The sequence below is a fragment of the Ruegeria sp. BH6 genome (genome assembly GCF_056538105.1).
The window spans coordinates 1-25,972 of the sequence record NZ_JBQFSR010000010.1; the positions used below are offsets into that span (position 1 = coordinate 1).

The 25,972-nt window shown below is 57.8% G+C and carries 28 protein-coding genes; 17 read left to right on the top strand and 11 right to left on the bottom strand.

The features are described 5' to 3' along the window. Positions 1-314: hypothetical protein (locus ACR0B8_RS17520; protein WP_480659203.1), on the bottom strand; the 314-nt coding region annotated here is incomplete at its 3' end. 349 nt (positions 315-663) lie between these two features. On the opposite strand from ACR0B8_RS17520, the gene ACR0B8_RS17525 reads away from it, so the two are divergent. Continuing rightward, a complete protein-coding gene (locus ACR0B8_RS17525; protein WP_170351102.1) occupies positions 664-1,008 on the top strand; it encodes a hypothetical protein in 345 nt (114 codons plus the stop codon). Here the strand turns inward: ACR0B8_RS17525 and ACR0B8_RS17530 are convergent. Next, positions 1,005-2,063 carry a transporter substrate-binding domain-containing protein gene (locus ACR0B8_RS17530; protein WP_170351101.1) on the bottom strand — a complete coding sequence of 353 codons (1,059 nt, stop codon included), beginning with the start codon at positions 2,061-2,063 and terminating at the stop codon, positions 1,005-1,007. The two genes, ACR0B8_RS17525 and ACR0B8_RS17530, sit on opposite strands and share 4 nt — an antisense overlap. Positions 2,064-2,272: 209 nt before the next feature. Here ACR0B8_RS17530 and dapE point away from each other — a divergent pair, with 209 nt between their 5' ends. Genes dapE through rnr form a run of 3 tightly spaced genes read left to right on the top strand, consistent with a single transcriptional unit; the run spans position 2,273 to position 6,297 of the window. Further along, positions 2,273-3,412: a succinyl-diaminopimelate desuccinylase gene (gene dapE, locus ACR0B8_RS17535; protein ID WP_170362391.1), complete on the top strand. Its 1,140-nt coding sequence runs from the start codon at positions 2,273-2,275 to the stop codon at positions 3,410-3,412. A gap of 3 nt (positions 3,413-3,415) precedes the next feature. Then, complete coding sequence (locus ACR0B8_RS17540) at positions 3,416-3,991, top strand: TIGR04282 family arsenosugar biosynthesis glycosyltransferase (protein WP_170362390.1); 576 nt, start codon at positions 3,416-3,418, stop codon at positions 3,989-3,991. Between the two features lie 47 nt (positions 3,992-4,038). Continuing rightward, positions 4,039-6,297, top strand: a complete 2,259-nt coding sequence (gene rnr, locus ACR0B8_RS17545) for a ribonuclease R (protein ID WP_226689257.1) — start codon at positions 4,039-4,041, stop codon at positions 6,295-6,297. On the opposite strand, the gene ACR0B8_RS17550 is transcribed toward rnr, so the two are convergent. After that, positions 6,288-6,674 (bottom strand): DUF1801 domain-containing protein, encoded by a 387-nt coding sequence (locus ACR0B8_RS17550; protein ID WP_226689256.1) that lies wholly within the window; start codon positions 6,672-6,674, stop codon positions 6,288-6,290. The genes rnr and ACR0B8_RS17550 overlap by 10 nt on opposite strands. A 111-nt stretch (positions 6,675-6,785) precedes the next feature. Here ACR0B8_RS17550 and ACR0B8_RS17555 point away from each other — a divergent pair, with 111 nt between their 5' ends. Next, positions 6,786-8,084, top strand: coding sequence for a lytic murein transglycosylase (locus ACR0B8_RS17555; protein WP_226689255.1), 1,299 nt, complete (start codon positions 6,786-6,788; stop codon positions 8,082-8,084). A 576-nt stretch (positions 8,085-8,660) separates the two neighbouring features. After that, positions 8,661-8,924 (top strand): hypothetical protein, encoded by a 264-nt coding sequence (locus ACR0B8_RS17560; RefSeq protein WP_170362386.1) that lies wholly within the window; start codon positions 8,661-8,663, stop codon positions 8,922-8,924. Between the two features lie 109 nt (positions 8,925-9,033). On the opposite strand, the gene ACR0B8_RS17565 is transcribed toward ACR0B8_RS17560, so the two are convergent. Next, complete coding sequence (locus ACR0B8_RS17565; protein WP_170351094.1) at positions 9,034-10,431, bottom strand: aspartate aminotransferase family protein; 1,398 nt, start codon at positions 10,429-10,431, stop codon at positions 9,034-9,036. A gap of 75 nt (positions 10,432-10,506) precedes the next feature. Further along, positions 10,507-11,190, bottom strand: coding sequence for a GntR family transcriptional regulator (locus tag ACR0B8_RS17570; protein WP_170362385.1), 684 nt, complete (start codon positions 11,188-11,190; stop codon positions 10,507-10,509). A 140-nt stretch (positions 11,191-11,330) separates the two neighbouring features. On the opposite strand from ACR0B8_RS17570, the gene ACR0B8_RS17575 reads away from it, so the two are divergent. The 5 genes from ACR0B8_RS17575 to ACR0B8_RS17595 all read left to right on the top strand — a co-directional run bounded on the left by ACR0B8_RS17575 (position 11,331) and on the right by ACR0B8_RS17595 (position 16,615). Further along, complete coding sequence (locus tag ACR0B8_RS17575; protein ID WP_170362384.1) at positions 11,331-12,416, top strand: polyamine ABC transporter substrate-binding protein; 1,086 nt, start codon at positions 11,331-11,333, stop codon at positions 12,414-12,416. A 68-nt stretch (positions 12,417-12,484) separates the two neighbouring features. Further along, the gene (locus ACR0B8_RS17580) at positions 12,485-13,612 is read left to right on the top strand and encodes an ABC transporter ATP-binding protein (protein ID WP_170362383.1); all 1,128 of its coding nucleotides are present in this window, start codon (positions 12,485-12,487) and stop codon (positions 13,610-13,612) included. Next, complete coding sequence (locus tag ACR0B8_RS17585; RefSeq protein ID WP_170362382.1) at positions 13,612-14,502, top strand: ABC transporter permease subunit; 891 nt, start codon at positions 13,612-13,614, stop codon at positions 14,500-14,502. Before ACR0B8_RS17580 ends, ACR0B8_RS17585 begins: the two co-directional genes overlap by 1 nt. After that, on the top strand, positions 14,499-15,317 hold the full coding sequence (locus ACR0B8_RS17590) for an ABC transporter permease (RefSeq protein ID WP_170362381.1): 819 nt from the start codon (positions 14,499-14,501) through the stop codon (positions 15,315-15,317). Before ACR0B8_RS17585 ends, ACR0B8_RS17590 begins: the two co-directional genes overlap by 4 nt. Further along, positions 15,314-16,615: an NAD(P)/FAD-dependent oxidoreductase gene (locus ACR0B8_RS17595; RefSeq protein WP_226689254.1), complete on the top strand. Its 1,302-nt coding sequence runs from the start codon at positions 15,314-15,316 to the stop codon at positions 16,613-16,615. Before ACR0B8_RS17590 ends, ACR0B8_RS17595 begins: the two co-directional genes overlap by 4 nt. Here ACR0B8_RS17595 and ACR0B8_RS17600 read toward each other — a convergent pair. The 3 genes from ACR0B8_RS17600 to ACR0B8_RS17610 form a co-directional block, all read right to left on the bottom strand. After that, positions 16,610-17,452 (bottom strand): phosphotransferase family protein, encoded by an 843-nt coding sequence (locus ACR0B8_RS17600; protein WP_226689253.1) that lies wholly within the window; start codon positions 17,450-17,452, stop codon positions 16,610-16,612. The two genes, ACR0B8_RS17595 and ACR0B8_RS17600, sit on opposite strands and share 6 nt — an antisense overlap. An 85-nt stretch (positions 17,453-17,537) precedes the next feature. Beyond that, complete coding sequence (locus ACR0B8_RS17605; RefSeq protein ID WP_480659208.1) at positions 17,538-18,203, bottom strand: flagellar hook capping FlgD N-terminal domain-containing protein; 666 nt, start codon at positions 18,201-18,203, stop codon at positions 17,538-17,540. 2 nt (positions 18,204-18,205) lie between these two features. Continuing rightward, entirely contained in the window at positions 18,206-19,435 is a 1,230-nt protein-coding gene (locus ACR0B8_RS17610) for a flagellar hook-length control protein FliK (RefSeq protein ID WP_480659210.1), read from the bottom strand. A gap of 111 nt (positions 19,436-19,546) precedes the next feature. Here ACR0B8_RS17610 and ACR0B8_RS17615 point away from each other — a divergent pair, with 111 nt between their 5' ends. From ACR0B8_RS17615 to ACR0B8_RS17640, 6 genes are all read left to right on the top strand, one after another. Continuing rightward, positions 19,547-19,828 (top strand): rod-binding protein, encoded by a 282-nt coding sequence (locus ACR0B8_RS17615; protein WP_170362377.1) that lies wholly within the window; start codon positions 19,547-19,549, stop codon positions 19,826-19,828. Continuing rightward, positions 19,812-20,171: a flagellar biosynthesis protein FlgN gene (locus ACR0B8_RS17620; protein ID WP_170362376.1), complete on the top strand. Its 360-nt coding sequence runs from the start codon at positions 19,812-19,814 to the stop codon at positions 20,169-20,171. Before ACR0B8_RS17615 ends, ACR0B8_RS17620 begins: the two co-directional genes overlap by 17 nt. Positions 20,172-20,380: 209 nt before the next feature. Next, positions 20,381-21,628 (top strand): flagellin, encoded by a 1,248-nt coding sequence (locus tag ACR0B8_RS17625; protein ID WP_170351083.1) that lies wholly within the window; start codon positions 20,381-20,383, stop codon positions 21,626-21,628. Positions 21,629-21,705: 77 nt separating this feature from the next. Next, positions 21,706-22,080 (top strand): flagellar biosynthesis regulator FlaF, encoded by a 375-nt coding sequence (gene flaF / locus ACR0B8_RS17630; RefSeq protein ID WP_480659212.1) that lies wholly within the window; start codon positions 21,706-21,708, stop codon positions 22,078-22,080. Continuing rightward, positions 22,080-22,481 carry a flagellar biosynthesis repressor FlbT gene (flbT, locus tag ACR0B8_RS17635; RefSeq protein ID WP_170362374.1) on the top strand — a complete coding sequence of 134 codons (402 nt, stop codon included), beginning with the start codon at positions 22,080-22,082 and terminating at the stop codon, positions 22,479-22,481. Before flaF ends, flbT begins: the two co-directional genes overlap by 1 nt. Further along, positions 22,478-23,269: a DUF1217 domain-containing protein gene (locus ACR0B8_RS17640; RefSeq protein WP_170362373.1), complete on the top strand. Its 792-nt coding sequence runs from the start codon at positions 22,478-22,480 to the stop codon at positions 23,267-23,269. The genes flbT and ACR0B8_RS17640 overlap by 4 nt, the downstream gene beginning before the upstream one ends. A 32-nt stretch (positions 23,270-23,301) precedes the next feature. On the opposite strand, the gene ACR0B8_RS17645 is transcribed toward ACR0B8_RS17640, so the two are convergent. From ACR0B8_RS17645 to ACR0B8_RS17655, 3 genes are all read right to left on the bottom strand, one after another. Continuing rightward, positions 23,302-24,873, bottom strand: coding sequence for a DUF427 domain-containing protein (locus ACR0B8_RS17645; protein ID WP_226689247.1), 1,572 nt, complete (start codon positions 24,871-24,873; stop codon positions 23,302-23,304). A gap of 106 nt (positions 24,874-24,979) precedes the next feature. Further along, complete coding sequence (locus tag ACR0B8_RS17650) at positions 24,980-25,681, bottom strand: winged helix-turn-helix domain-containing protein (protein WP_170398171.1); 702 nt, start codon at positions 25,679-25,681, stop codon at positions 24,980-24,982. Continuing rightward, positions 25,653-25,940 (bottom strand): hypothetical protein, encoded by a 288-nt coding sequence (locus ACR0B8_RS17655; RefSeq protein ID WP_170362372.1) that lies wholly within the window; start codon positions 25,938-25,940, stop codon positions 25,653-25,655. Before ACR0B8_RS17655 ends, ACR0B8_RS17650 begins: the two co-directional genes overlap by 29 nt. Positions 25,941-25,972: the final 32 nt, after the last annotated feature.

Below are 25,972 nucleotides of genomic sequence, written 5' to 3' on the forward strand. Positions count from 1 at the left end.
CTTTCGCCTTCGCTTTCGCCTTCGCTTTCGCCTTCGCTTTCGCCTTCGCTTTCGCCTTCGCTTTCGCCTTCGCTTTCGCCTTCGCTTTCGCCTTCGCTTTCGCTTTCGCTTTCGCTTTCGCCTTCGCTTTCGCCTTCGCTTTCGCCGCCGCCTTCGCTTTCGCCGCCGCCTTCGCTTTCGCCACCGCCTCCTTCGCCTTGCTCTTCAGCTTGCACAGGGTTCGTAGACGCGATTGTTGCAACAAACGCTACGGGAGCCAGAGCCAGAACGGATACGCTTGCAACAGTAGTTAGAAGTTTAGACAACGTACTCATCGAACTTTCCTTTTCAAAAAACACCGATCAATAGTGGGAGTATTCTAAATTTCGCATTCCATACCTCGTATCGACCCAAATATGCGGCGCTGCCGTAAGCTAATTTCCGCGCAAATAAACTCAGGCTGTCGGCGGAATTGCACCGATTTCAACCATGCGGATTCTCAAAAATTTCCGTGTCAATCCAGCGGAGAAATTTTTACTTTCAATATGTGTCAATTTTGCATGAAGGCGGAAGCCTGTTGGCTTTGATGTAAGGTACTTCGCTTATCTGCAAGTCGAATCAGGCCCTGCTACCGGGTCGCTCTATGAGTTGACCATGTCTTGTTCCACCCGTAATGCAGGCGCCATGGAAAAGCAAAAGAAACCCTCGCGTCAGCAAGTCTATACCCTGCTTGTGCAGATCGGCCGCAAGGATGGCGATGGCCTGCCCGACGGCGCGACCGGCGCGGCGCTGATGTGTTTCGCCAGTGGCGTGGATGAGGCCGAAGCCGTGCGCGAGACCGTGGCGATCCTGAAACAGGCAGACACCGCGCCGCTGGACGTCACCGGCTATGGTACATTGGCCGAGCGAGAAGCACAGGGCCATGACATTGACGCCGACGAGCGCGCGCTGATGCAGCGGGCATTGGATGAAAACGCGGTCATAGTCGCGCAGATGACGCCGTTTTTCGGCGATGAGGAGCAGGGTTAGTTCCGAACCCCGAACCACTTGCGGTATATCTCGTCATAGGTGCCGTCTTCACGCAGCGACAGCAGCGCCTGATTGACGTCCTCGACCAAGGGTGATCCCGTCGGGAAGGCGATCCCGTAATTCTCTCGCAAGAACACGCCGCCGGTCACCGATGCGATCCGTCGTCCTTCGTGCGAGGCATAGTAAGACAGGATCGGCGCGTCAAAAACAACCGCGTCCAGCTCTTTGTCCTTGAAGGCGGTCAGCATCTCATCCAGACCGGAATATCCGGTAAACTCGATCTCGCGCCGGTTCAGGAAATTGGCGGCGGTCGAGTTCGAAATCGTGCCCACCTGTTTGCCATACAGATCGTTGACCGAATTCACGTTGCCGCTGATCGCATCCACCGTCATGACCGAGGTGATGCGCGCGGTAAAAACCGACACGATGAACAGGGATGACACCACCAGAACCACGCCCAGCACACGGCCAAACGGGGTGCGCGGCATGCGTTCTTCGAACCCGCCATTGACCACCAGGTTCAGCGCCCACCAGAAGGACGGGAACCATGCCTCATTCAATTTGCGGTCGAAATAGGGCTGCGAGCGGCGCTCGAACCCCCACATCAGCATGCCACCGCCCAACAGGATGGCAAAGGCCAGGCCAATGGCGATGAACAATTCGGTCGACAGCAACGCATGCAGCAGCGAGGGCCGGCGTGCGGCCTCGGACGGGACCATGATCTGCAAACCGGCCTCAAAGATCGGCTGGCTGAAATCCATCTGCGTTTCGCGCGCCGCGGTGATCGAGATGTTGGCGATGGCCAGATCGGCGGTACCGTCCTGCACTGCACCCAGCATGTCGCTGAACGCCTCGACCCGGTTGACCGAATAGTCCCAATCCAGCGACTGGGCCAGCGCCGCCAGCAGATCCATGGAAAAACCGGTCTGTGCCCCGTCTTCGACATAGGAAAACGGAGGGCGGGTCACGGTGGTGACGTCCAGTGTCTGCGCCTGGGCTTGTTGTGCAAGCGTGGCGAAGGTCAGGCAGATCAGTGCGAATAGGGCGCGTATCATCGTCAGTTTACCTGTTTGGCGCGGCTCTAACGCAATTTTGACGGGTGCGGCAAGGTAGTCGCGGGGTCAAGGTCCGTGTTTTATTGGGGTATCGGCGCGATACAAACAGAAAAAAGCCCGTGGAATCGGGCGTGCGGGGGTTGGCAATCGGCCCAATTCGTTGAATCTGTGCGCGAACCAGCGCCCGAATGAAGCAAAGAGGTCTCACCATGACAGATCCGGTAGAATTGACAGCGGACCTAATCCGTTGCCCATCGGTCACACCCGAAGAAGGTGGCGCGCTGGTGTTGTTGGAAAAGTTATTGTCGGATGCGGGGTTCGATTGCACGCGGGTCGATCGCGGGGGTGTCGCCAACCTGTTCGCGCGCTGGGGCAAAAAGGGCCATGCGCGCAGCTTTGGGTTCAATGGCCATACCGATGTTGTTCCGGTCGGGGATGAAGCCGCCTGGACCATGCTGCCCTTTGGGGCGGAAATCCGCGACGGCGTGATGTACGGGCGGGGGACGACCGACATGAAATCCGGCGTGGCGGCCTTTGCGGCAGCGGCGGTGGATTTCGTGCAAGATACGCCACCAGACGGTGCAGTCATTCTGGCCATCACCGGGGATGAAGAAGGTGATGCCGTGGACGGCACAACCGCGTTGCTGGATTACATGGACCGCGCCGATGAACGGATGTCGGTCTGTCTGGTCGGCGAACCGACCTGCCCGAACACGATGGGTGAGATGATGAAGATCGGGCGTCGTGGCTCGATGACGGCGTGGTTCACGGTGACCGGTGTACAGGGGCATTCGGCCTATCCGCATCGCGCCAAAAACCCGCTGCCTGCAATGGCGCGGCTGATGCACGACCTGGCCAGTCATGAGTTGGATCAGGGCACGGATCATTTCGATGCCTCGACGCTGGCGGTTGTGAATATCGACACCGGGAACACCGCAACAAACGTGATCCCGGCACAGTGCAGTGGCGCAGTGAATATTCGGTTCAACGATTTGCACTCGGGTGCAAGCCTCAGTGACTGGTTGCGGGCCGAAGCGCAGCGTGTGGCCGAGTCCTATGACGTCGAGGTCGATATCAAGATCAAAATCTCGGGTGAAAGTTTTCTGACCCCGCCCGGCCCGCTCTCGGATCTGGTGGCGCGAGCGGTCGAGGCGGAAACGGGCCTGCGCCCTGAGATGTCCACGACCGGCGGTACTTCGGACGCGCGGTTTGTGAAAAACCACTGCCCGGTGGTCGAATTCGGCCTGGTTGGCCGCACGATGCATCAGGTGGATGAATGCGTCGAGGTGGCGCAGATCGACCAGCTCAAGGCGATCTACACGCGCATCCTGCGGGATTATTTCGCCTGATCCATGCAGCGGACTCTGGTCATCATGGTCAAAGAACCACACCCGGGGCGGGTGAAGACTCGTCTGGGTCGCGATATCGGCATGGTCGGTGCGGCCTGGTGGTTTCGGCATCAGACCAAGTCGTTGATCCGGCGGTTACGCGATCCGCGCTGGCAGATTGTCCTGGCGGTCTCCCCGGACCGCGAGGGGCTGAACAGCCGTATCTGGCCGGTGGATCTGCTGCGAGTGCCACAGGGGAACGGTGATCTGGGCGATCGCATGGGCCGGATGTTGCGGGACATGCCAAAAGGTCCGATCTGTTTAATTGGTGCGGATATTCCCGGCATCACGCGGGGGCATATTGCGCGGGCGTTCAAGGCGCTGGGCTCGGCGCAAATGGTGTTCGGGCCTGCGCCGGACGGGGGCTACTGGCTGGTTGGCGCGCAACGCTATGGGGCAATGCCCACGAACCTGTTCCGCGATGTACGCTGGTCCACGGAACACGCACTGGCCGATACTCTGGTCTCAATCCCCGGAACGCGGGTGGCTTTTCTGGATCATCTGCGTGACGTGGACACGGTTGCCGATCTGAAACCCTGATCTTTTTTAGTCATGACGCCGTCGCATCCCCGTGATACGCCGGACTTATGACTCGCATCCCTACCAAGCAAGAGGTCCTCGATTGGATCTCGGCGAACCCCACCCTGACCTCGAAACGCGATATCGCCAAAGCCTTTGGCATCAAGGGTGCAGATCGAATTGATCTGAAGCGTATCCTCAAAGAACTTGAGGCCGAAGGGCATCTGGAAAAGCGCAAGCGCAGCTATCGTGATCCGGACCGGTTACCGCCGGTCAGCGTGTTGCAAGTAAAGGCTCCGAATGCCGATGGTGACCTGTTCGCGCGCCCGCTGGAATGGCATGGTGAAGGCGTTGAACCCATCGTTCTGATCGTTGCGCGTGCCAGCGATCCGGCGCTGGGCGAGGGCGACCGCATTCTGGCTCGCCTGACGGTGGTACATGAAGAAGACCACAATTACGAAGCGCGCTTGATCCGACGTATCGGAACCAATCCGCGCAGGATCGTCGGTATCTTCCGCAAAAGCGCCGAAGGTGGACGGATCGTCCCCATCGACAAGACCGGCTCGACCGAATGGCTGGTGCATGACGGTGCGATACTGGGCGCCAAGGATGGCGAACTGGTCGAGGCCGAACAGGCAGGCCCCAAGAACCGCATGGGTCTGCCGCGCGCCCGTATCGTCGAGCGGCTGGGTGACCCATCGGCACCCAAGGCGGTGTCGCTGATCGCGATCCACCAGCACGGTATCCCCGACGATTTCCCTGATAAGGTGATTGCCGAGGCCGATAGGGCCAAACCCGTCGGCCTGAAAGGGCGCGAAGACCTGCGGGACATGCCGCTGCTGACCATCGACCCGTCGGACGCGCGCGACCATGACGACGCCTGTTATGCGCACGCGGATGAGGACCCGAAAAACCCCGGCGGCCATGTGATCTGGGTCGCCATCGCGGATGTTGCTGCTTATGTGCAGCCGGGAACCGCACTGGATCGGGAGGCGCGAAAGCGTGGTAACTCCAGCTATTTCCCGGATCGTGTGGTGCCGATGTTGCCGGATCGCCTGTCTGGCGATCTGTGTTCGCTGCACGAAGGCGTTCCGCGCGCCTGTATCGCCGTACGGATGCAGATCGACGCAGACGGCAACAAGATCGAACACCGGTTTGTGCGGGGCCTTATGCGTTCGGCCGCTTCGCTGCACTATGCCGAGGTGCAGGACGCCATTGACGGTAACCCGAATGACCGCACCGGACCTTTGTTGGAAACTGTTTTGAAACCGCTCTACGCCGCTTATGCGGCCCTGAAGAAGGCGCGCGCCGAACGGCAGCCGCTGGAGCTGGACCTGCCGGAACGCAAGATCGTCCTCAGCGACGCGGGCGAAGTGACCAGCGTGGCGTTCCGCGACCGGTTGGACGCCCATAAGCTGATCGAGGAGTTCATGATCCTCGCCAACGTCGCCGCCGCCGAGACCCTGATTGCCAAGCGCCGCCCGCTGCTGTTCCGCGTGCATGAAGAGCCCGCGCCTGAGAAACTGGAAAGTCTGCGGGAAACGGCGCAGGCCGCCGGTCTTAATTTGGCCAAGGGCCAGGTTCTGCAAACCCGGCATCTGAATGCGCTGTTGAACGCCGCCGCCGGGACCGAGGATGCCGAGTTGATCAACCTCAGCACATTGCGGTCGATGGCGCAGGCGTATTACAACCCGGAAAACTTCGGGCATTTCGGGCTGGCGCTGCGGAACTATGCGCATTTCACCTCGCCCATTCGTCGCTATTCTGACCTGATCGTGCATCGGGCGCTGATCACGGCGCATGGTTGGGGTGACGACGGTCTGACCGAGGATGAAATCGCCAGGCTGGAAGAAACCGCCACCCATATTTCGGACACCGAGCGGCGTTCGATGATGGCCGAACGGGATACGACAGATCGCTACCTGGCTGCCTATCTCAGCGAGCGCGTAGGCAATGAGTTCAGTGGCCGTATCAGTGGTATCGCCCGGTTCGGGGCCTTTGTGAAAATGGACGAAACCGGTGCGGATGGTCTGGTGCCCGTCCGATCACTCGGGCGTGAATTCTTCCATTTCGACCGTGAGGCAGGGACGCTGATGGGATCGGACACCGGGCTGATCATCGCCATTGGACAGCGTGTCACCGTGCGTCTTACCGCGGCGACGCCTGTGACCGGCGGTTTGGAACTGGAATTGTTGTCCATTGACGATCAGGCCCTGCCACGGGGACGCGGTGCGAAAGGGCGGCCAACCCGACGCAAAGCGGTTAGCAACAAGCGCAAGAAAGACAAGATCAAACGCAAGGTCGAACGCAAACGCCGTCAGAGGTGATAGGTCAGCGCCCGCGCAATCAGCCAGCCATGGCGCGTCGGGTCGATCTGCGCGGGGTCGTCAAACAACACGGCCCTGTTGCCATCCAGCCGATCCTCGCTGGGAAAGGCCGAGGTGAAATCACCCATCAACCGGCTTTGGCAATGCACATACAGTGCAAATCGCGCGGACTTATGCGTGCCGATCCGGATTGTTGAACCCTTTGGAGCCAGATAGGCGGGCTGACCCCAGCGCAGCGATTCCTGCAAAGGCTGCGCGTCTGGCAAGGACGCGGCGGTGTCAAAGATCAGGTCACGCAGGGCAAGCGCCCCGACACGAGCATCAATTGGCAGCGCGTCAAATGCGGTGGCAACTTTTGGATCTTCAAAGGGTGTCATCTCAGCAGCTTATTCCGTTTGGCCGGGCGCGTCAGGTATTTTGGTCTGAGTGCTTTGTGAATCCCGCACTTTGCGCTATCCTGAGGTTGAGCAGTAATCAGGAATTTCGGAATGCGTAAATGCGCAAGTGGCATCATAGCCGCTGCATTATGGGCATCCATTGTGCAGGCGGAATCCCACAATTCAGCGGATCGGTCACAGACCTTTCAGCTGGCCTCGGCTGATATGACCGTGTCCCTCCGACCGGTCGTGCGGCCTTCAGCTAAGGAGTATCGGGTGTCGACCGAAGGAAACGCGCGGTTTCAGGCGTGGCTGGGGGCGTTCCGCGAACGGGCAGAACAACAGGGCATTTCAGCCGCGACGCTGGATCGGGCGCTGGCGGGCCTGACCTATGACAAGAAAATCATCGAACGGGATCGCAATCAGGCCGAGTTTTCAAAACCGATCTGGGAGTATCTGGATGCCGCTGTGTCAGACACGCGAATCCGCAACGGTCGCGCCGGGCTGGAACGCCATCACGCGACCCTGACCCGGATCGAGGCGCAATATGGCGTCGAGAAAGAGGTTGTAACGGCGATCTGGGGGCTCGAGACCTCGTTCGGGACGTTTAGGGGAAGTGATCAGACTATCCGCTCACTGGCGACACTGGCCTTTGACGCGCGGCGGGCGCAGTTCTTTGAAACTCAATTGATCGCGGCTTTGCGGATCGTTCAGGCCGGGGATGTCAGTGCCGGGAATATGGTCGGCAGCTGGGCGGGCGCGATGGGTCATACACAGTTCATGCCGACCTCATACCTGGATCACGCGGTGGATTTCGATGGCGACGGGCGGCGCGATATCTGGTCCGAGGACCCGACCGACGCGTTGGCCTCTGCCGCCACCTACCTAGCGCGGCACGGCTGGATCAAGGGTCAGCCTTGGGGTGTCGAAGTACGTTTGCCGCAAGGGTTCGACTATGCCGTGGCCAAGCGGGATTATACATTGATGCCCTCTGACTGGGCCGCGCGCGGCGTGTTGGGACGCAATGGTACGCCGGTGCCGGACTACGGACAGGCGGCCATTCTATTGCCCGCCGGAGGGCAGGGTGTGGCGCTGATGATCTTCGACAATTTCGGCGTGATCGAGAAATATAACGGTGCCGACGCTTATGTGATCGGTATCGGCCATCTGTCCGACCGTCTGGCCGGCCAAGCGCCGTTTCAAGCCAACTGGCCGCGCGGTGACCGGGTGCTGAGTTTCACCGAGAAAAAGGAACTGCAATCCCGCCTGACCGAGGCTGGCTTTGATACGCAAGGCATCGACGGGCGCACCGGACCAAACACGACCGACGCCGTCCGCGCGTATCAGTTGGCGCAGGGGCTGCTCCCGGATGGATATGCCAGTTTGAAACTATTAGAGCGGTTGCGGTGATAACGAACGGGTCCTGTACAGTGTTTAGGTGCGTGGTGCGGACATTCTCTCAGTTTTTGGCTTTATGGGATGAGTAACCTCCCGACTACCGGCACTCACTACGATAGACGGGAGGTGGACCCAGCAGTTTAGCGGGTCGCGACGCCAGTAGAGGTAATAAAAAACTGGATCGCATTCATATATTTGAATCTAAGATGTATCAAATCAAGTTTTTTATCGCGCGACAATTTTTATATTCCCGCGCGATGCGGTTGCAATGCTCGTGTGCTGAGCTTTGCTTAGCGCTGAAAACTGCTAGCTCGCCTGACAGAGGCTGGAACTGATACACAGGGTATAGACACAGGCGAACCGAGCCAAACACGACCGGCGTCGTACGAACGTACCAACTGTGCCGAATTTACTGCCGGATGATTTCGTCAGCTTGAATATGCAAGGGCGGCTTCAAACACTAACGTCACTGAGGTGTCTTAGTCTGAATCTTATGGTCTCGGCCGCCATTTTGTTGTGACTACCCGCCACGTATATTGCCGGTAGCTTCATCAATCCCAAGTGTGCCTCAAATGATGAGGCCGCACTATGACCGAAGACACACCACAACCAGCGCAGTACTATGACAAACACGACATCTGGACGTTGGATCCAACGTCCACGGACAAAGAGGTCTATGATGTCTTTGCTACCGAAGTCGCCAAACTTGTTCAGTTGCTGGATGAAAACGAGCCACTCATGTCGCGGGATTTTTACGCACGACTTTTTGTGTCACTATTGGGGTTGTCCCGAGTTTTGGGAGAGTACGATGATAGCTGGAGCCGGAGTAGCTTTTCTCCGGACGAAATCTAGCTCTGTCACATTTAACCTAATGAGGCAGAACAAGACTCGGATCTTCAAAGCTAAGGGCGGTTGCTAATCCAACCGCCCCTTGCGTTTCGTAGATACTCTGAACGCAGACCTATGCCGCCACCTTCATCAATCCTTGCGCGATGATTTCGGCATGTGCCTCATCCAGCGACTTGTAAATCCGCACGAACATCTCGTCGATATCCGCAGGGGTCAGGATCAGCGGGGGTGAGATGATCATCCGGTCACCCACATGGCGCATGATCAGGTTGTTGGCAAAGCAGCGGTCGCGGCAGATATAGCCCACGGTGCCGGGGTCCGAGGCAAACTTAGCACGGCTGGCCTTGTCTGGCGTCAGCGCGATCGAGGCCATCATGCCGACGATTTTGGCCTCACCGACCAGCGGGTGATCGGCCAGCGCCTCCCATTTCTCTTTCAAATAGGGCGCGGCCACGTCGCGGACGTGTTCGACGATCTTCTCCTCTTCGAGGATGCGCAGATTTTCCAGCGCAACGGCCGCCGCGACCGGGTGGCCGGAATAGGTGTAGCCATGGTTGAACTCGGTGCCGCCGATAACCTTGGCGATCTCATCACTGACGATGGACCCCCCGATGGGCGCATAGCCCGAGCTGAGCCCCTTGGCGATGGTCATGATATCCGGTCGGATACCTACGGTTTCTGAGCCGAACCAGTTGCCCGTGCGGCCAAATCCGCAAATCACCTCATCCGCGATCAGTAGGATATCGTATTTATCGCAGATCCGCTGAACCTCGGGCCAGTAGCTGTCGGGTGCCACGATCACGCCGCCCGCACCTTGCACGGGTTCGGCGATAAAGGCGGCAACGCGGTCTTCGCCAAGCTCCAGAATGGCGTCTTCCAACTCGCGCGCGCGGGCTAGGCCGAATTCCTCGGGGGTCATGGTGCCGCCTTCGGCCCACCAGTTCGGTTGGTTAATGTGGTGGATGTTGGGGATCGGAATGCCGCCCTGCGCGTGCATCCCGGCCATACCCCCGAGAGACGCGGACCCCACGGACGAGCCGTGATAGGCGTTGTGGCGGCTAATGATGATGTTTTTATCGGGCTGGCCTTTTTCGGCCCAATAGGTGCGCACCAGACGGATGTTGGTGTCATTCGCCTCGGATCCGCCACCGGCGAAGAAGACGTGGTTCAGATCGCCCGGCGCCAGTTCTGCCAGCTTCGCGGCGAGCGCGATAACAGGCACATGGGTCGTTTTGAAGAAAGTGTTGTAATACGGCAGCTCGCGCATCTGGCGGGCGGCGACCTCGGCCAGTTCATCGCGACCATAGCCGATATTGACGCACCACAGACCGGCCATGGCGTCCAGAATCTCCTCGCCCTCGCTGTCGGTCAGATAGACGCCATTGGCGCGGGTGATGACGCGGGCGCCTTCCTGACCAAGCGAACCATTGGCCGAGAACGGGTGCATGTGATGGGCAGCATCCAGCGCCTGCAATTCAGCGGTGGGCATGTGATTAGTGATGGTGGACATCCGGACGTCTCCTGCAAAAGCGGTTGGCATTTACAATATGATCAAATTTTTTCCTGTCAATCGAATCGCCAATTTCTAGCCGTCGGTCAGGGCGTCGGCCATCAGTTCCATCCCCTGTTCGATATCCTGAGCCGTGGCTTTTGCTGCCATTTTCGCATCTTTTGCGCGCAGCGCGGTGATAATGTCCTTATGCCGGTCCGGCAGGCTTTGCGTGCCGAAACGGCCACAGACCACACGCAGAGACGGCCCGAATCTCAGCCAGAGCCGCTCGGTCAGATCAAGCAGAATTGGGGCGTCAGCGTAGGAATAGAGGGTTTCGTGAAACGTGTGGTTCAGATGCAGATAACCGCTGACGTCGCCATCCGCGATTGTGCGGTCAAGCCGCTGATCGATCCGTTCAAGATTATCGATATCCGCGCTGTTCATATTCGCAGCCGCGCGGCTTGAAAGCTCTGATTCTATTGAAATTCTGGCAAATATCATCTGTTCAACATCTCCCGCCGACAACAGCGGTACGCTGACCCTGCGGTTGCCCTGAAACACCAGCGCGCCATCCGAGATCAAGCGGCGAATCGCCTCACGCACGGGGGTCATTCCCACCCCCAGCGAATCAGTCAGCCCTTGTATCGTGACGGGCTGTCCCGGCACCAAGTCGCCGAACATGATCTGCGCTTTGAGGGTTTGATAGACCTGTTCGTGCGCGGGTCGTTTTTCGGTCTCTACCTTCGCGCTGGATGCCTTATTTTTGATCAAATCCAATTGGTTTGCCCCGTTTCCAGTGATGATGTCTTGCCAGGTTTCAGGCCTCGTGAAACCATACGCGGGATCGAGGGAAAACGCAAAACTTGATCAAATCCAAAAAAACGGGATTATACCCGTACACTTGCAGGGAGAAGAAAATGACAATCAAAACGCTGACCATGACAGCGGTCATCGCGCTGGGGACTTCTGCGGCCTTTGCCGAAGAAGTGCGTGTTTACAACTGGTCTGACTATATCGATGAGGAACTGCTGTCCAAGTTCGAGGAAGAAACCGGCCTGACGCTGATCTATGATGTGTTCGACAGCAATGAGGTTCTTGAAACCAAGATGCTGGCCGGTGGTTCGGGGTATGACGTTGTGGTGCCGTCCGGAACATTCCTTCAGCGCCAGATACAGGCTGGTGCATTTCAGGAGTTGGATTCGTCCAAACTGTCCAACGCGGGCAACCTGTGGGACGTAATCCAGGAACGCACCGCGGGTTATGATCCCAGCAACGCGTATTCGATAAACTACATGTGGGGCACCACTGGACTCGGCGTGAACGTCGACAAAGTCAAAGAAGCGCTGGGTGATGACGTCGCCCTAAATAGCATGGATCTGGTGCTGAAGCCTGAGAACATGGAAAAGCTGGCCTCTTGTGGGGTTCACTTCCTAGACGCGCCAGCCGAGATGATACCAATGGCTTTGCAGTACATAGGCGAAGATCCTGATAGCCACGATCCTGACGTCATCAAGAAAGTCGAAGAGGTTCTGACTAGCGTCCGCCCTCACATCCAAAAGTTCCATAGTTCGGAATATATCAACGCATTGGCCAATGGAGATATATGCGTAGCCGTCGGCTGGTCGGGCGATATTCTTCAGGCACGCGATCGCGCAGCAGAGGCTGACAACGGTGTCAACATTGAATACCACCCATTTGCCGAAGGCTCGTTGATGTGGTTCGACCAGATGGCAATTCCGGCGGATGCTCCGAACCCAGAAGGTGCACACAAGTTCCTGGATTTTATTCTGGATGCCAATAACATGGCCGCTGCATCGAACTACGTTTACTATGCCAATGGCAACAAGGCGTCACAGGAGTTTCTTGTAGAAGACGTGATCGGTGATCCGGCGATCTATCCTGATGATGCTACCATGCAGAATCTCTACATCACGACGCCATACCCGTCGAAAACACAACGGGTGGTGACCCGTCTGTGGACCAAGATCAAATCGGGCACCTGACCGGTTATCTGCACAGGGCGGATTGGCCCGCCCTGTGCCATTTCCCAGATTGATGCACGGGGGCCGTTTTGAACTCTGACGTCTTTGAGCCGTGGAATGATCCACAGGCGAAACCTTTGATCCAGTTCCGGAATGTCACCAAACGGTTTGGTGAATTCACGGCCATCGACAACCTGTCTCTGGATATCTTCGAAAAAGAATTCTTTGCTTTGCTGGGGCCTTCGGGCTGCGGCAAGACCACCATGATGCGGATGTTGGCAGGGTTCGAAACGCCGACCGAAGGGCACATCATGTTGGGCGGTCAGGACATCGACCCGATCCCGCCGAACAAGCGGGCGGTGAACATGATGTTCCAGTCCTACGCACTGTTCCCGCACCTCAGTATCTGGGACAATATTGCCTTCGGCCTGCGCCGGGACAACATGCCCAAGCATGACTTGGAAGAGCGTGTCGAAGAGATGCTGCGCCTGACCCGGCTGGAACAATTTGCCCGCCGCAAGCCGCATCAGATCTCGGGTGGGCAACGTCAGCGGGTGGCGCTGGCGCGGTCACTGGCCAAGGCACCAAAGCTGCTGTTGCTGGATGAACCGCTTGGCGCGCTGGACAAGAAACTGCGGCAGGACACGCAGTTTGAACTGATGGATATTCAGGAAAAGACCGGCACCACCTTTGTGATCGTGACCCACGATCAGGAAGAGGCGATGACCGTCGCCAGCCGCGTCGCGGTGATGGACCAGGGCAGGTTGATGCAGGTGGAAACGCCGGATCGCATCTATGAAAACCCGAACTCGGTCTATGTTGCGGATTTCATCGGGGATGTGAACATCATCGAGGGCCGGGCGTCCGCCAACGGCGAAGACTCCTATCAGATCGACTGGGCCGAGGGGCAGGCACCGCTGACGGCAACCTCAGCAAATGGGTTTTCTAGCGGTCAGACCTGCCATCTGGCGATCCGGCCCGAAAAAGTGACGATCTCGGCGGATCGCCCGGCGGATGCGATCAACGCAGTGCAGGGCAAGGTTCATGACATCGCCTATCTGGGCAACCTGTCTACCTATCATGTCGAGCTTGCAAACGGCACGATCATCAAGGCGCAGACGGCCAATACCCGTCGAATCTCGCGCCGGTCGTTCACCTGGGAAGACCCGGTCTGGCTGTCTTGGACAGCGACGGCCGCGGTTCTGCTGGCCAGCTGATGCGCCGCGCATTTCTGATTGCCGTTCCCTATGTCTGGCTGTTGGCGCTGTTTCTGGTGCCGTTCTTCATCGTTCTGAAGATCTCGTTGTCGGATACCGAACTGGCCATTCCGCCCTACACGCCAACGCTGGACCTGTCGCAGGGCTGGGCCGGGATCAAAGAGTTCTTCAGCCAGTTGGATTTCGAAAACTTCGTCTGGCTGACCGAGGATGACCTGTATTGGAAAGCCTACCTGTCCAGCGTCAAGATCGCGGTGATCTCGACTTTTCTGACGCTGTTGGTGGGCTATCCGATTGCCTACGGCATGGCCCGCGCGCCGGTCGAGTGGCGGCCCACGCTGATGATGCTGGTGATCTTGCCGTTCTGGACCTCGTTCCTGATCCGCGTTTACGCGTGGATGGGGATTTTGTCGAACGAAGGCTATCTGAACCAGTTTCTGCTGTGGCTGGGCATCATCTCGACCCCGCTGACCATTCTGAACACGCAATGGGCGGTCTATATCGGCATCGTCTACACGTATCTGCCGTTCATGATCCTGCCGGTTTATTCGTCACTGGAGCGTATGGACGGGTCCCTGATCGAAGCGGCTGAGGATCTGGGCTGCTCACGCCTGCAGGCCTTTTGGCTGGTGACTGTTCCGCTGTCGCGCCCTGGCATCATCGCGGGATGTTTTCTGGTGATGATCCCGGTGATTGGTGAGTTCGTGATTCCATCATTGCTGGGCGGCTCGGGTACATTGATGATCGGCAAGGTGCTGTGGGAAGAGTTCTTCTCGAACCGCGACTGGCCGGTGGCCAGCGCCGTGGCGGTGGTACTGCTGCTGATCCTTGTCGTCCCGATTGTGCTGTTCCAGCGCAACCAGCAAAAGCAGACGGAGGCCGAGCAATGAACAGGCTAAGCTGGTTCAACGCGGTGTCCCTGACGCTGGGATTTGCGTTCCTCTATATCCCGATGATCATCCTGATCATCTTCAGCTTCAATGAGAGCAAGCTGGTGACAGTCTGGGCCGGGTTCTCGACCAAATGGTATGGCGAAGTGATCCAGAACGAGGCCTTTCTGGATGCAGCCTGGGTGACCGTGCGCGTCGCGGTATTCTCATCCACATTGGCGACAATCTTGGGTACCGCCGCGGCCTATGTGTTGGTGCGTGGTGGGCGGTTCTTAGGTCGCACGCTGTTTTCCGGCATGATCTACGCGCCGCTGGTGATGCCCGAGGTTATCACCGGGCTGTCGCTGCTGTTGCTGTTCATCGGCATCGGGTTGGATCGGGGTATCCTGACCATCGTTCTGGCGCATACGACCTTTTCGATGTGTTTCGTCTCGGTCGTCGTGTCTTCACGCCTAGTGACCTTCGATAAATCTCTGGAAGAGGCTGCGCTGGATTTGGGCTGTTCACCCGCTCAGGCGTTCCGGCTGGTGACTTTGCCGATCATCGCGCCTGCGGTGATCTCGGGTTGGTTGCTGGCCTTCACTCTGTCGCTGGATGATCTGGTGATTGCGTCGTTCACTTCTGGGCCGTCGGCGACAACCCTGCCGATCAAGATCTTTTCGGCCGTGCGCCTGGGCGTCAGCCCCGAGATCAACGCATTGTCCACGATCATGATCGCGATTGTGACGGTGGGCGTTATCACCGCATCATTGGTCACAAAACGCGCGATGGTGAGGCAAAAGCAGGATGAAATGGCTGCTGCGCGTACCGAATGAAGCGGCTGTTCCCGGATTACACCTATGGGCCCGGCCCCCGGACCAACTGCTGGTGGGACGAAACGATTGCCAGCCCCGACTGGCCGGTTCTCAACGGTGAACAGAAGGTGGACGTTGCCATTGTTGGTGGCGGTTTCACCGGGCTGGCTGCGGCGCTGCATCTGGCTGAGGCTGGTGTCTCGGTTGCGGTGCTTGAGGCCCGGACACCCGGTTGGGGCGCCTCGGGGCGCAATGGTGGCTTTTGCTGTCTGGGCGGATCAAAACTGAGCTACAGCGCAATGGTCCGCCAATTCGGTGAGGCGGCCGCACACAGTTATGATCAAGCTGAAATGGACGCGGTTCACCTTGTCGCTGATCTGCTGAAAACCAATGCCATAGATGCGGATGTGCATTCTCAGGGTGAAACCCAACTGGCCCACACCCCCCGTGCGATGGAAAGGCTGCGCAAACGGGCCGAGGCCACGGGCACTTTGCACGCCCCAGATGATCTTCCCGGACTTGGGTTTGGTGGTCGGTTTTATGGCGGGTACACCAACCCGGTCGGGTTTGCACTGAATCCCAGAAAATACCTGTTCGGTTTGGCGCAAATGGCGCAGACACTTGGGGCCAAGCTGTTTCAGAACAGTGCGGTGCAGACAATTCGGAAGACGCAATCTGGCTTTGACTTGGAGGCAGACTCGGGTCGGATCAGCGCCGCAAACGTTCTGATCTGCACCAATGGTTACTCCAGCGAGGACGTGCCGCCCTGGCTGGCTGGCCGGTATATGCCTGTCCAATCCACGGTTCTAGTGACGCGTCCTCTGACGCAGGAAGAATTGCAAACCCAGGGTTGGACATCTGACCAGATGTCTTACGATACCCGCCATTTGCTGCATTATTTCCGCCTGATGCCCGACCGACGGTTTCTGTTCGGAATGCGCGGCGGGTTGCGCGCGTCTCCGCAGGCTGAGGCGGCCATTCGCCGGAAGGCTCTGAACGATTTCAGGCAGATGTTCCCGGAATGGGCGTCGGTCGATGTCACCCATATGTGGTCCGGTATGGTCTGCCTGTCGCGAGGGTTAACGCCGTTTGTGGGTCCCGTGACGGATCAACCGGGGATGTTCACCGGGTTTGCCTATCACGGTAACGGGGTGGCGATGGGGACCTATTGCGGACGGGCGCTGGCCCGGATGGTTTTGCAGCAAGAGACCGGGCTACCTGAACCCATAACACGTGTCCCGGCGCGGTTTCCGCTGGGACGCCGGCGGCGCGCATTGATGCCGCCGGCCTATACCATTATGGGGCTATTGGACTTATGACCGCTCTAGCACCGCGCGTTCTAGTTCCAACCCCGTGGCATAGTCCGGTGACCCGTTTTCTATCCGCCACAAACAATAGGCCGCCATCCGCCAAGCATACCAACGACGCAGCGATTTGAACCGGGTCACGATGTCTGCGCGTCTGTACGAGGACAGAAACTGATCTTCTTCCTCAGGTGTCAAAGCTGACCCCCGGTACAGGTGCTGCATGGCGGGCGACACAAACAGTGCAATGTCTTCGCACGGATCGCCCTGCGCCGGGCATTGCCAGTCGATCAGGGTCAGCCCGGATGGCGCAACCAGAATGTTCCCCGCAACCGGGTCGCCATGTATCAGGCAAGTCTGTTGGGTCGGTTGTACCTGTTCGTCAGGTTTTAGCTGTTCCAATTGGTGCCGCATGGCCGAGGTGCATCCGTCAAGGATGCTCTGGCCGTGCCGGGCCAGATCCGCACTGCCATTGCATCCGCGGGGCGCCGGAACCGACACATCCAGCCCATGTAGTTTGCCGAGCAATAGGGCAACGTCGGTTGTGTCCTTACGCCAGGGCGTACCCGGCGCGTGATCGTAAAACACCCATCGACCGTTTTGATGTTGACCCGCCGCGCGTAGACGCGGGGCAAATCCGGTCGGCTCCAACGCGGTTAGGCACTGCGCTTCCAACTCGGCATCGTTGCGAAACAACGGATTGCGCAACCCTGTTCGGTACAGTTTCAAAACCTTGCCGCCGTTCTCTTCCAGCACTTTCCAGACCTGATTTGTCCGTCCGCCATACAGGGTCTGAAACTGTGCATCCACTGCGATCAGCCCCCGGTGACGCAGGTCATTAACAAGATCCAAAGGGGGGGGTGTCGGGGCAGGCAGTGGGTTCACCAAAAAAAACGAGTCGCAGTTTGCACTGGTTTGGCCTGTCCCGCCCTGCAGATCAAGTTCCGGTTCGGACCCCGGTCACCATCCCCGCCGGAACCACTTGCCCGCTTTCCAGCGTCAGCACGACAGCATCCTCGCCAACCTGTGCCTCGACCACCTGACTGAAGGTTGAGACAGGCTGGACCGAAAGCAACTCTTCCCCGTCATAGCTTTCCAGCGTGGCTGAATAGCTGCCGGTCGGCAAAGGGTTGCCATCGCTTGTTGTCCCGGCCCAGTCAAATTCGGTCTCGGTCACCGGTACGGAAATCCTTTCGATCTCGGTGCCGTCACTGTCCCGGATCACCATCACCGCACTGTCTGCCGCCGGTTCAGCCTGCGCGGACAGGGTCACAGGCTCGCCATCAAAGTGGAACGCTGCGGTGGTCTGGACATCCATACCGACCCAATTGGCAAGATCCTCCAGCCTTATACCGCCCAGAGACAGCGCCAGTTCGGACAAAAGCTCGTTGCTCTGAACCTGTTGTTCAACCATCGAAAATTGCGCCAATTGCGAGGCGTACTCGGTCGAATCCATCGGCTCCAAGGGGTCCTGATTTTGCGCCTGGGTCGTCATCAGCAACAGGAAAGTATCGAAATCCGACGCGATCGAGGTTGCCTGTGACTGGGATGCTGATTGGGCCTGGGTATTGGCTTGCATCGTCGATTGGGTTGGGGTGATCATGCTCAAAGCCTCATGTCGATCCGGCCGTCGGGGCCTAGTTTCGGAATGGCGGGGCCCGCCTCGGTGACAGGCTCGTCCTGCGTTTCCGCAAGCGGGGTGCCGTCGCCCGAGTCAGAGCTATCCTGCTGTGCGTCTGCAGAGGTGCCCAGATCAAAGGACAGGTCGCCCAGCCCAAAGTTCTGGAATTCGGCCTCCAGCACCGAGATGTGACGGCGCATCATATCCAGTGTTTCCGGCCGTTCCGCCGAGATTGTTATGTGCAGGCCATCATCGCGACCATTCAAGACTATCGAAACGCGTCCCAATTCTTCGGGGTTTAACGCGACCTCGATTGTGCCTTGCTGTCCACGGGTCGAAACAACGGTTGCCATTTGATTGGCAACCGCGCGTGCCGTTTCAGCGCGCGCCGTCGATGTAATGGTCTGTGTAAATGGTGCCGAATCTCGGGCAGAGGACAATGTCGGGGTCTCTCTGGTGGTCGATATCTCTTCGACTTCGGGAATGGTCTGAAGCTGGGTCTGCGTGTTGGTTTGATCCGTGGCCAAAAGCTGCATTTGTACAAGTGTTGTCGCCCGATCAGGTACCACCGCTTGCGATTGCACCACCTGTGGCGTCGCGGGGGCACTTGGTCCGCCCAGGTCGGGTCGGATGATGGGCGAATGATCCAACATCTCTTTCGGGAGCATGTTCGGTGTTACAAGCCCGGCGGGAAAGCTTGGCGGATTGGTGGCCGCCTGGGGCGTTCTTCTTGGCGAAACTGTACCGAAAAGCATGGCTTGAACGGCTGGAGATACCGCACGCCGAGCAGGGCCCGCCGCGGGTTCCAACCTGTCGGTTTTTTGAGGGGGCGGGTGCGTCTCGTCTACCGTTGCAGTCTCCGCCTCAACAGTTGATGACGTCATGGTTGGTTTTTCAGCCAACGTCTTGGCAACCGGAGCCGGAACAACTTCCGGCACAGCCGCATGCAATTCGGCAGGCGGCTGATCCTCGGGGATATCGGAAACATCCGGAATTTCAACGTTTGCAGCGATGTCGTCCACCTCTGACGCCGTGTCTGGGCCCTGAACCAAAAGGCCGGTGAGATCGGGCTCGGCTGACTGGGGATCGGCCTCTTGATCCATAACCATTTGAAAGGACGCGGCCCCTTTGGACGCACGAGGTTCTTGCGGTGTTGCATCGGGTTTCACGGCGGTGCCGGGCGAAGACAACAGTGCTGAAAGTGGGTTGGGCATTTTGCTCCGACTCCGTTTGTGTGAACGGAAATCTGCACGCAGGAGGTTACGTTTATTTTAACCGCTTTCGCCTTTGATCGAGAAAGTTCGATGCAAATTTCGGAGAAAGTGATGAAGATTTCCACAACCCTTCCTACCGCGCAGCCCCCCACCACGGTCGAGAAATTGCAGGCTGCGGCGGTCGAGTTGGAGGCCGCGTTTCTGGCGGAAATGCTCAAATCTTCTGGGTTGGGCAAGGCCAGCGAATCTTTTGGCGGCGGTGCCGGCGAAGATCAGTTTTCGTCCTTCCTCGTGCAGCATCAGGCGCGCGCGTTGGCCGCATCCGGCGGCATTGGCCTGTCCGAAATTTTGTTCCAGTCCATGATGGAGAAAACCGATGCCGACCAATTCTGAAACCGACCTGATCCGATCCCTTGAGGAAGTGCTGGATCTTGAGCGATCCGCGCTTGTCGACGGGGATCTGGACCGGCTGAGCCATATGGCGCCGGAAAAGGAAAAGCTGATCGGTGCGATCAATGAATTGCAGGTTTTGGACAGCGCCGAATTGATTCGCCTGCAGCAGAAAGTCGAACGGAACCAGGCGCTGTTGAACAGCGCCGCCGAAGGGATTCGGGCCGTTGCCAGCCGTATGGCCGAATTGCGGCGCGTTCGGCAGGAGTTCAGCACCTACGGAGCGGACGGGCAGCGCAACGGATACGCCGTGCGTCGCAATGCGAAACTGGAAAAACGGGCATAGGAGCGGGTTTGATTCAAATCCGAATTTTCTGAGTGAGGGGCTTTAGCATTCCATTAGGGGATCAGGGGCAAAGGTGGCCGGGCATCTGAAACAACAGGTGGCGCGAACAGCCCGACGGCGGATCGCATTGATCAGAAAGACGTCAAAGCCCGCATGTGGTGCGGGGTAAGCATGGGCGCAAAGGGCCCGAACGGAAAAGGAAGAAAGCTATGTCCAGCATTCTGACAAACAATGGCGCAATGGTGGCGCTGCAAACCCTGAAATCGGTCAACAAGAATCTGGAGATGACCCAGAACGCGATCTCGACCGGTAAGGACGTCGCAACTGCGAAGGACAACTCGGCCGTCTGGGCAATCTCCAAAGTCATGGAGTCGGACGTCAAGGGCTTCAACGCGATCAAAGACAGCCTGGCGCTGGGTGAATCGACCGTTGCAGTGGCGCGGAACGCGTCGGAAACCGTGACCGATCTGTTGACGCAGATGAAAGAGAAAATCGTCGCCGCGCAGGAGGACAACGTTGACCGCGGCAAGATCAACGATGATGTGACCGCTCTGCGGGATCAGATTGCGTCGGTTGTTGGTGCGGCACAGTTCAACGGGCTTAACCTTGTGGACGGCTCGGCCGGTACTGCTTCGATCTTGTCCTCACTTGATCGGGATAGCACTGGTGCAGTGAATTCGTCGTCGATTTCGGTCGCAAGTCAGGACCTGTCCATTGGCGGTTATACTGCCAAAGGCGTACTTGCAGGTTCGGGAGGCGCGACCACCGACAATGATGTTGCAGGCTTTACCATGGATAAAGCCGGCGGGTCAGGTGACATTGTGATCGACAGCTCGACTGACAACTTTGAAGTCGGTGATAGTGTCTCGATCCGAGTCGGTGATCAGGATGTGTCGTACACCATTCAAGCCAGCGATTTGGATCCCTCTGGAACCTATGACGATGCCTATACAGATGCTCTTGTTGCTGTTGGCCTCAAGAACCAAGTTGATGCGCTGGGCATCACAGGTGTTGCAGTCGACTATGACTCGGGATCGCCGAACACCCTGTCCTTTACTACAGGTACGGCAACGGCTGGTGCGGATGCGGATCAGGACATTACCGTGTCGGCTCAATTCACTAATGCTGGTTCCGGTGGGCTTGGCGCACTCAGCTCGATTGACGTTTCGACAGATGCAGGCGCGGCAGCCGCACTGGGCACCATCGAAACACTGATCGACACGTCGATTGATGCAGCGGCAGCCTTTGGTTCGGCGCAGGGCCGTATCGAAACACAGCAGGATTTCGTTTCCAAACTGACCGACTCGTTCAAGTCCGGCATCGGTTCGATGGTTGACGCCGATATGGAAGAGACCTCGGCTCGTCTGCAAGCTCTTCAGGTTCAGCAGCAGCTGGCCACTCAATCGCTGTCGATTGCCAATCAGGCGCCGCAGTCGATCCTGTCGCTGTTCCGTTAATTTTCGGAATCTGGTCGGGGCGTCCAGACGCGCCCCGACTCTGACCGCCAAAAGACGGCCTATTGGAAGGATTTCAAGTGACACAGCAAACTCTTGCACAACGTGCCTACGCGCAGACCGCCGCCCCGACCCGCACCCCGCGCGATACCGAGTACGAGGCGATTTCGAAGATCACGCATCGGCTCAAGGTTGCGGCGGCCCGACGCAAAACCGATTTCGGAGGGTTCGTTCACGCGCTACACGAAAATCGTCGCTTGTGGACCGTTCTGGCAACAGGCGTGTCCGACTCGGACAACGCGCTGCCCAATGAATTGCGTGCGCGAATCTTCTATCTGGCAGAATTCACCGAGCAACACAGCAGTCAGGTTCTGGGTAATAAGGCGACCGTTGAGCCGCTGCTTGAGATCAATATGGCCGTCCTGCGCGGCCTGCGTCAGATGGGTGCTACCTGATGGGGGGGCTGGTTCTGAAACTGGCACCGAAAGAGAGGGTGCTGATAAACGGCGTGGTTGTCGAAAACGGAGATCGCCGCAGCCGCTTTTCAATCATGACGCCGGACGCAAATGTCCTGCGCCTGCGCGATGCCATTCATCCGGATGAGGTGACTACCCCGGTGCGGCGGGTGTGTTATGCCGCCCAGCTTGTCTTGTCCGGCGATATGGAGCCTGAGCGGGCGCGGCAACAGCTTTTGCGGCGGGTTGAAGAGTTGAGCCAGGTCTTCACCGATGCCGACAGTCGTCGTGTTCTGTCCGAAGCTACTGAGGCTTTACTGGCCGAACAGTATTACAAATGCCTGAAATCCCTGCGGGCGCTGTTGCCGCGTGAAGAACGGTTGATGGCGTATCAGCAATGACATTCCGGCCTGTCATCCCCTCTGATGGTATTGTCGGCTGGCGTTTTTTGCAGCGTACCTATGATACGCAGCTCGAAAGCTTTTCGGCGTCGCCAGTCAATGAACGAGAGACAAAGTACTTTCTGGACAATATCGGCAAGGTACAGACGGCTGAGGAATTGGTTTCGGATAGGCGGTTGCTGCAAGTGGCGCTGGGCGCCTTCGGGCTAGAGGATGACATCAACAATCGCTATTTCATCCAGAAAATTCTGTCCGATGGGACAAGCGCCGAGGATGCATTGTCCAACCGTCTGGCCGATAAGCGGTATCAGGAGTTTTCCGAAGCCTTCGGCTTGGGTCCGGGCGAGGTGCGCAGAACGGGTTTGACCACCTTTATGGAAGCAATTGCGCAGGACAATGTCGTGTCTCGGTTCGAAATCGCTGTCGGTGAGAGCGATGAGACGATGCGCATATCGCTTTATACGCAACATACCTTGGCGGATCTGGCCGCGCAGGACAGCAGTTCGGACACAAAGTGGTTCGATCTGATGGGGCAACCGCCGCTGAGAAGCATGATGGAGACGGCGCTGGGGCTGCCATCAAGTTTCGCGCAGTTGGACATCGACAGGCAGCTTGAGGTTTTCAAGGATAGATTGTCGGGTCTGACTGGATCAGACGATCTCGCCCAATTTACCGACGAGGCGTCGGTGGCCCGGCTGACAGACCAATATCTTGCACGCAGCCAGATTGCACAGCTGCAAAACACGATTTCCCCTGCTCATACGGCGCTGATTTTGCTGGGGGCGTAACCTAGGCGCGACACAGGTAACTATTCGAAAACTCAGGCGTTCAACACGGCATCCGCCGAAGTTCTGAGTGCAAATGCGGTCACTGGCTGGGACACATTGTGCAGCTTGACCTCGCCCAATGACAAAGCATCCGCGCATGCAGGCTGAATATCGGCCGAGACGACAATGCGCTGACCGATCGTTTTGCTGTATTCCCCCAGCCGGGCCGCGACATTTGCGGCCTGTCCGATGACGGTGAAATCCAGCCGTTCGCGCGATCCGACATTGCCATATGTGACCCGACCGTAGGCAACCCCTATCGAGCAATCACAATGAACGTCTGAGCCAGACTGGCGCAACTCACCAAGTTTTTCGACAATTTCAACGGCTGAGCGTTGCGCGTTTCGGCGCGCGACCATGGAATCTTCACCCTCGGGAAAGACTGCCAGAACAGCGTCACCGATGAACTTCAATACTTCGCCGCCATTGTTATGCACGATATCGGACACGGTTTCGAAAAAGTCGTTCAGCACGTTGATATAGGCGGTACGGCCAAGCTGCTCTTCCAGGCTGGTTGAATTGCGCAGGTCGCAGAACATAATGGCCGCATCAATCTCATCCCCGTCGCCGCGCCGGATTTCACCGCCCAGCACCCGCGCGCCCGAGCGTTTGCCGACATAAGTCTCAAGCAACACCTGTGCGTTCTCGCGCTGCATGAAAACTTCGTAAAAGCGGGCAATGACAGATGAGCACTCGAACACCAGCCCGAGGTTTTCTGTTGTAAACCCGTCAGGATGATCGCAGGTCAGGGTCAGGACATTTGTCCGCCCGTCCGAGAACGGCAATGGCATGGCGACGTAATCGGTGGCACCCTTGGCCCGCAGGTCCTCCATAATCGGGAAGCTGTTTTGGGGGTTTTCGTCGTTCAACCGCTGGCGCACACCGCCCAGCCCGTTCGAGACGTGACGCAGGGGGCTGTTGATATAGGCCGGGTGATCGTGGATTTCATACGTGGGCACGTTGGTCGAAATCTCGGCCTCACCCTTTTCCCAGATATAATGCTTGCCCGCGATCAGCGGATGCAAAGACCAGGCCAGAATGCTGAGCCGTTGAATGGCGATGCCGTGTTCCAACATCTTTTCGGCCAATGCCTTGGTGAAGGCTTCCGGCGTGCTGAGGTTGGATGCACCACGCATCAGCCAATCAATCAGAGGGCCGCTGATATTGCCATCCTCGGTATCTCGCAGTTGGTTTTCGCCCAAGTCGACCCGTGTATAGGCCGAGGGCATAAACCCGACATAGCCCTGAATGGCGGCGCTTTCAGGCAGTGCTTGTTCATAGGCCCAGACTGAGTTGGTCAGCCGTTGCCCATCCAGAATGACATCGTGATAGGTCGCCGTTCCCTTGAATGGGCAAAACGTCTGCAACTCGGTTTCTGCACCAAGATCGACACAGATATCCGCGCGCGGGACGTAAATTGTGGCCGGCAGCCGCGTTTCATACATGACTTTCGCGTCGGTGCTTTCGGCCAACAGGGTGTCATCCCGATAGATCGCGATCCGACCTTTCAGCGATTCGACCGATATCCCATAGCCTTTAGTCGGCGGTGTGGTATGGACGTTCATCATCAGTTTCCCTGACCCGCTTGGTAATAGGATGGGCCTTTGGGGCAAGCATTCCAAGGGGGATAACTGGCATTTTATCACACATACCTTGTGCGATGCGGCAAAGTCAGACCATCTGAATCACATCTTTTTCGATCGACAGCATATAGCCTTTTTTGGCGATATTCTTGACCAGCAACTCACTGACCATCTGATTGCCCAAGGCATCGCGCAGCCGTTTGATCCGTGTGGCACCTGCGGCCTCGTCACAATCGGCGGTGTCTTTGCCCGAGATCATCGACTCGATCTGGACACCGGACAAGACCTCGTCGTCCAGGCGGGATTCAGCCAGAACTGACAAGGTTTCCATCGCCGCGGGGGTCAGTTTGAAATCCATGTTGTTCAGATAGACGGTATTTTCCTCGCGGCTGATCAACAGCGAGGTGACCTGAATACCAGTGCGTTCGATCTGTGCCATGCGCCGGTTCAACAGAACCAGCATCACCAGAAACACGAGCGCCGTGATCAACATGGCGGTGGCGAAAACCAACAACACGAAAATCACCATGCGATAGCTGGATAGAGTATCGGCAAAGGCGGTGCCTGATTGCGCCAATACCTCAAGCAGGCGAATCTCGGTTTGCGAGGTCAGGTCGCTTTCGATGAACAATCGTTCGACCCGGGCGTTAAAGGCATTAGCATCGGGCAGGGTCCAGAATAAAAAGATGGCCGCTGTTACCAGAATCACCACGATCGCCGCGATGCCCGCGCCGACCAGTCTGACACCGGATCGGCGGGCCTCAGTAACGGAGATAGAATTTTCCGGCATTGGCCTTCCTTTTATCCAACCCTTCCGGCCCGAACACGGACATGACGTTCAGCAGGGTCCAGCCCGACCCCTTGAGGCGCTGGGCGACTTCTTTTTTAGCCTGCCCTTTGCCGCAAGCCGATACCTGCATGACGCCGTAGTGCAGGCGCAGTGGATTGTCCTGCTTGGCCTTGTAGTCGGCATAGCAATCGGCCGCCGAAGCGGTGGTGCCAAGCGATATCAGGGCCAACAGGGCCAGAGAAGAGAGGATCTGTTTCATAGGCCGCATCCTGCGCATGTGTTGGCACGATA

Coding starts and splice junctions, on each gene's coding strand:
- ACR0B8_RS17525 (WP_170351102.1), top strand. CDS start 664: ATGGAAAAGCAAAAGAAACCCTCGCGTCAGCAAGTCTATACCCTGCTT.
- ACR0B8_RS17530 (WP_170351101.1), bottom strand. CDS start 2,063: ATGATACGCGCCCTATTCGCACTGATCTGCCTGACCTTCGCCACGCTT.
- dapE (WP_170362391.1), top strand. CDS start 2,273: ATGACAGATCCGGTAGAATTGACAGCGGACCTAATCCGTTGCCCATCG.
- ACR0B8_RS17540 (WP_170362390.1), top strand. CDS start 3,416: ATGCAGCGGACTCTGGTCATCATGGTCAAAGAACCACACCCGGGGCGG.
- rnr (WP_226689257.1), top strand. CDS start 4,039: ATGACTCGCATCCCTACCAAGCAAGAGGTCCTCGATTGGATCTCGGCG.
- ACR0B8_RS17550 (WP_226689256.1), bottom strand. CDS start 6,674: ATGACACCCTTTGAAGATCCAAAAGTTGCCACCGCATTTGACGCGCTG.
- ACR0B8_RS17555 (WP_226689255.1), top strand. CDS start 6,786: ATGCGTAAATGCGCAAGTGGCATCATAGCCGCTGCATTATGGGCATCC.
- ACR0B8_RS17560 (WP_170362386.1), top strand. CDS start 8,661: ATGACCGAAGACACACCACAACCAGCGCAGTACTATGACAAACACGAC.
- ACR0B8_RS17565 (WP_170351094.1), bottom strand. CDS start 10,431: ATGTCCACCATCACTAATCACATGCCCACCGCTGAATTGCAGGCGCTG.
- ACR0B8_RS17575 (WP_170362384.1), top strand. CDS start 11,331: ATGACAATCAAAACGCTGACCATGACAGCGGTCATCGCGCTGGGGACT.
- ACR0B8_RS17585 (WP_170362382.1), top strand. CDS start 13,612: ATGCGCCGCGCATTTCTGATTGCCGTTCCCTATGTCTGGCTGTTGGCG.
- ACR0B8_RS17590 (WP_170362381.1), top strand. CDS start 14,499: ATGAACAGGCTAAGCTGGTTCAACGCGGTGTCCCTGACGCTGGGATTT.
- ACR0B8_RS17595 (WP_226689254.1), top strand. CDS start 15,314: ATGAAGCGGCTGTTCCCGGATTACACCTATGGGCCCGGCCCCCGGACC.
- ACR0B8_RS17605 (WP_480659208.1), bottom strand. CDS start 18,203: ATGATCACCCCAACCCAATCGACGATGCAAGCCAATACCCAGGCCCAA.
- ACR0B8_RS17610 (WP_480659210.1), bottom strand. CDS start 19,435: ATGCCCAACCCACTTTCAGCACTGTTGTCTTCGCCCGGCACCGCCGTG.
- ACR0B8_RS17615 (WP_170362377.1), top strand. CDS start 19,547: ATGAAGATTTCCACAACCCTTCCTACCGCGCAGCCCCCCACCACGGTC.
- ACR0B8_RS17620 (WP_170362376.1), top strand. CDS start 19,812: ATGCCGACCAATTCTGAAACCGACCTGATCCGATCCCTTGAGGAAGTG.
- ACR0B8_RS17625 (WP_170351083.1), top strand. CDS start 20,381: ATGTCCAGCATTCTGACAAACAATGGCGCAATGGTGGCGCTGCAAACC.
- flbT (WP_170362374.1), top strand. CDS start 22,080: ATGGGGGGGCTGGTTCTGAAACTGGCACCGAAAGAGAGGGTGCTGATA.
- ACR0B8_RS17640 (WP_170362373.1), top strand. CDS start 22,478: ATGACATTCCGGCCTGTCATCCCCTCTGATGGTATTGTCGGCTGGCGT.
- ACR0B8_RS17645 (WP_226689247.1), bottom strand. CDS start 24,873: ATGAACGTCCATACCACACCGCCGACTAAAGGCTATGGGATATCGGTC.
- ACR0B8_RS17650 (WP_170398171.1), bottom strand. CDS start 25,681: ATGCCGGAAAATTCTATCTCCGTTACTGAGGCCCGCCGATCCGGTGTC.
- ACR0B8_RS17655 (WP_170362372.1), bottom strand. CDS start 25,940: ATGAAACAGATCCTCTCTTCTCTGGCCCTGTTGGCCCTGATATCGCTT.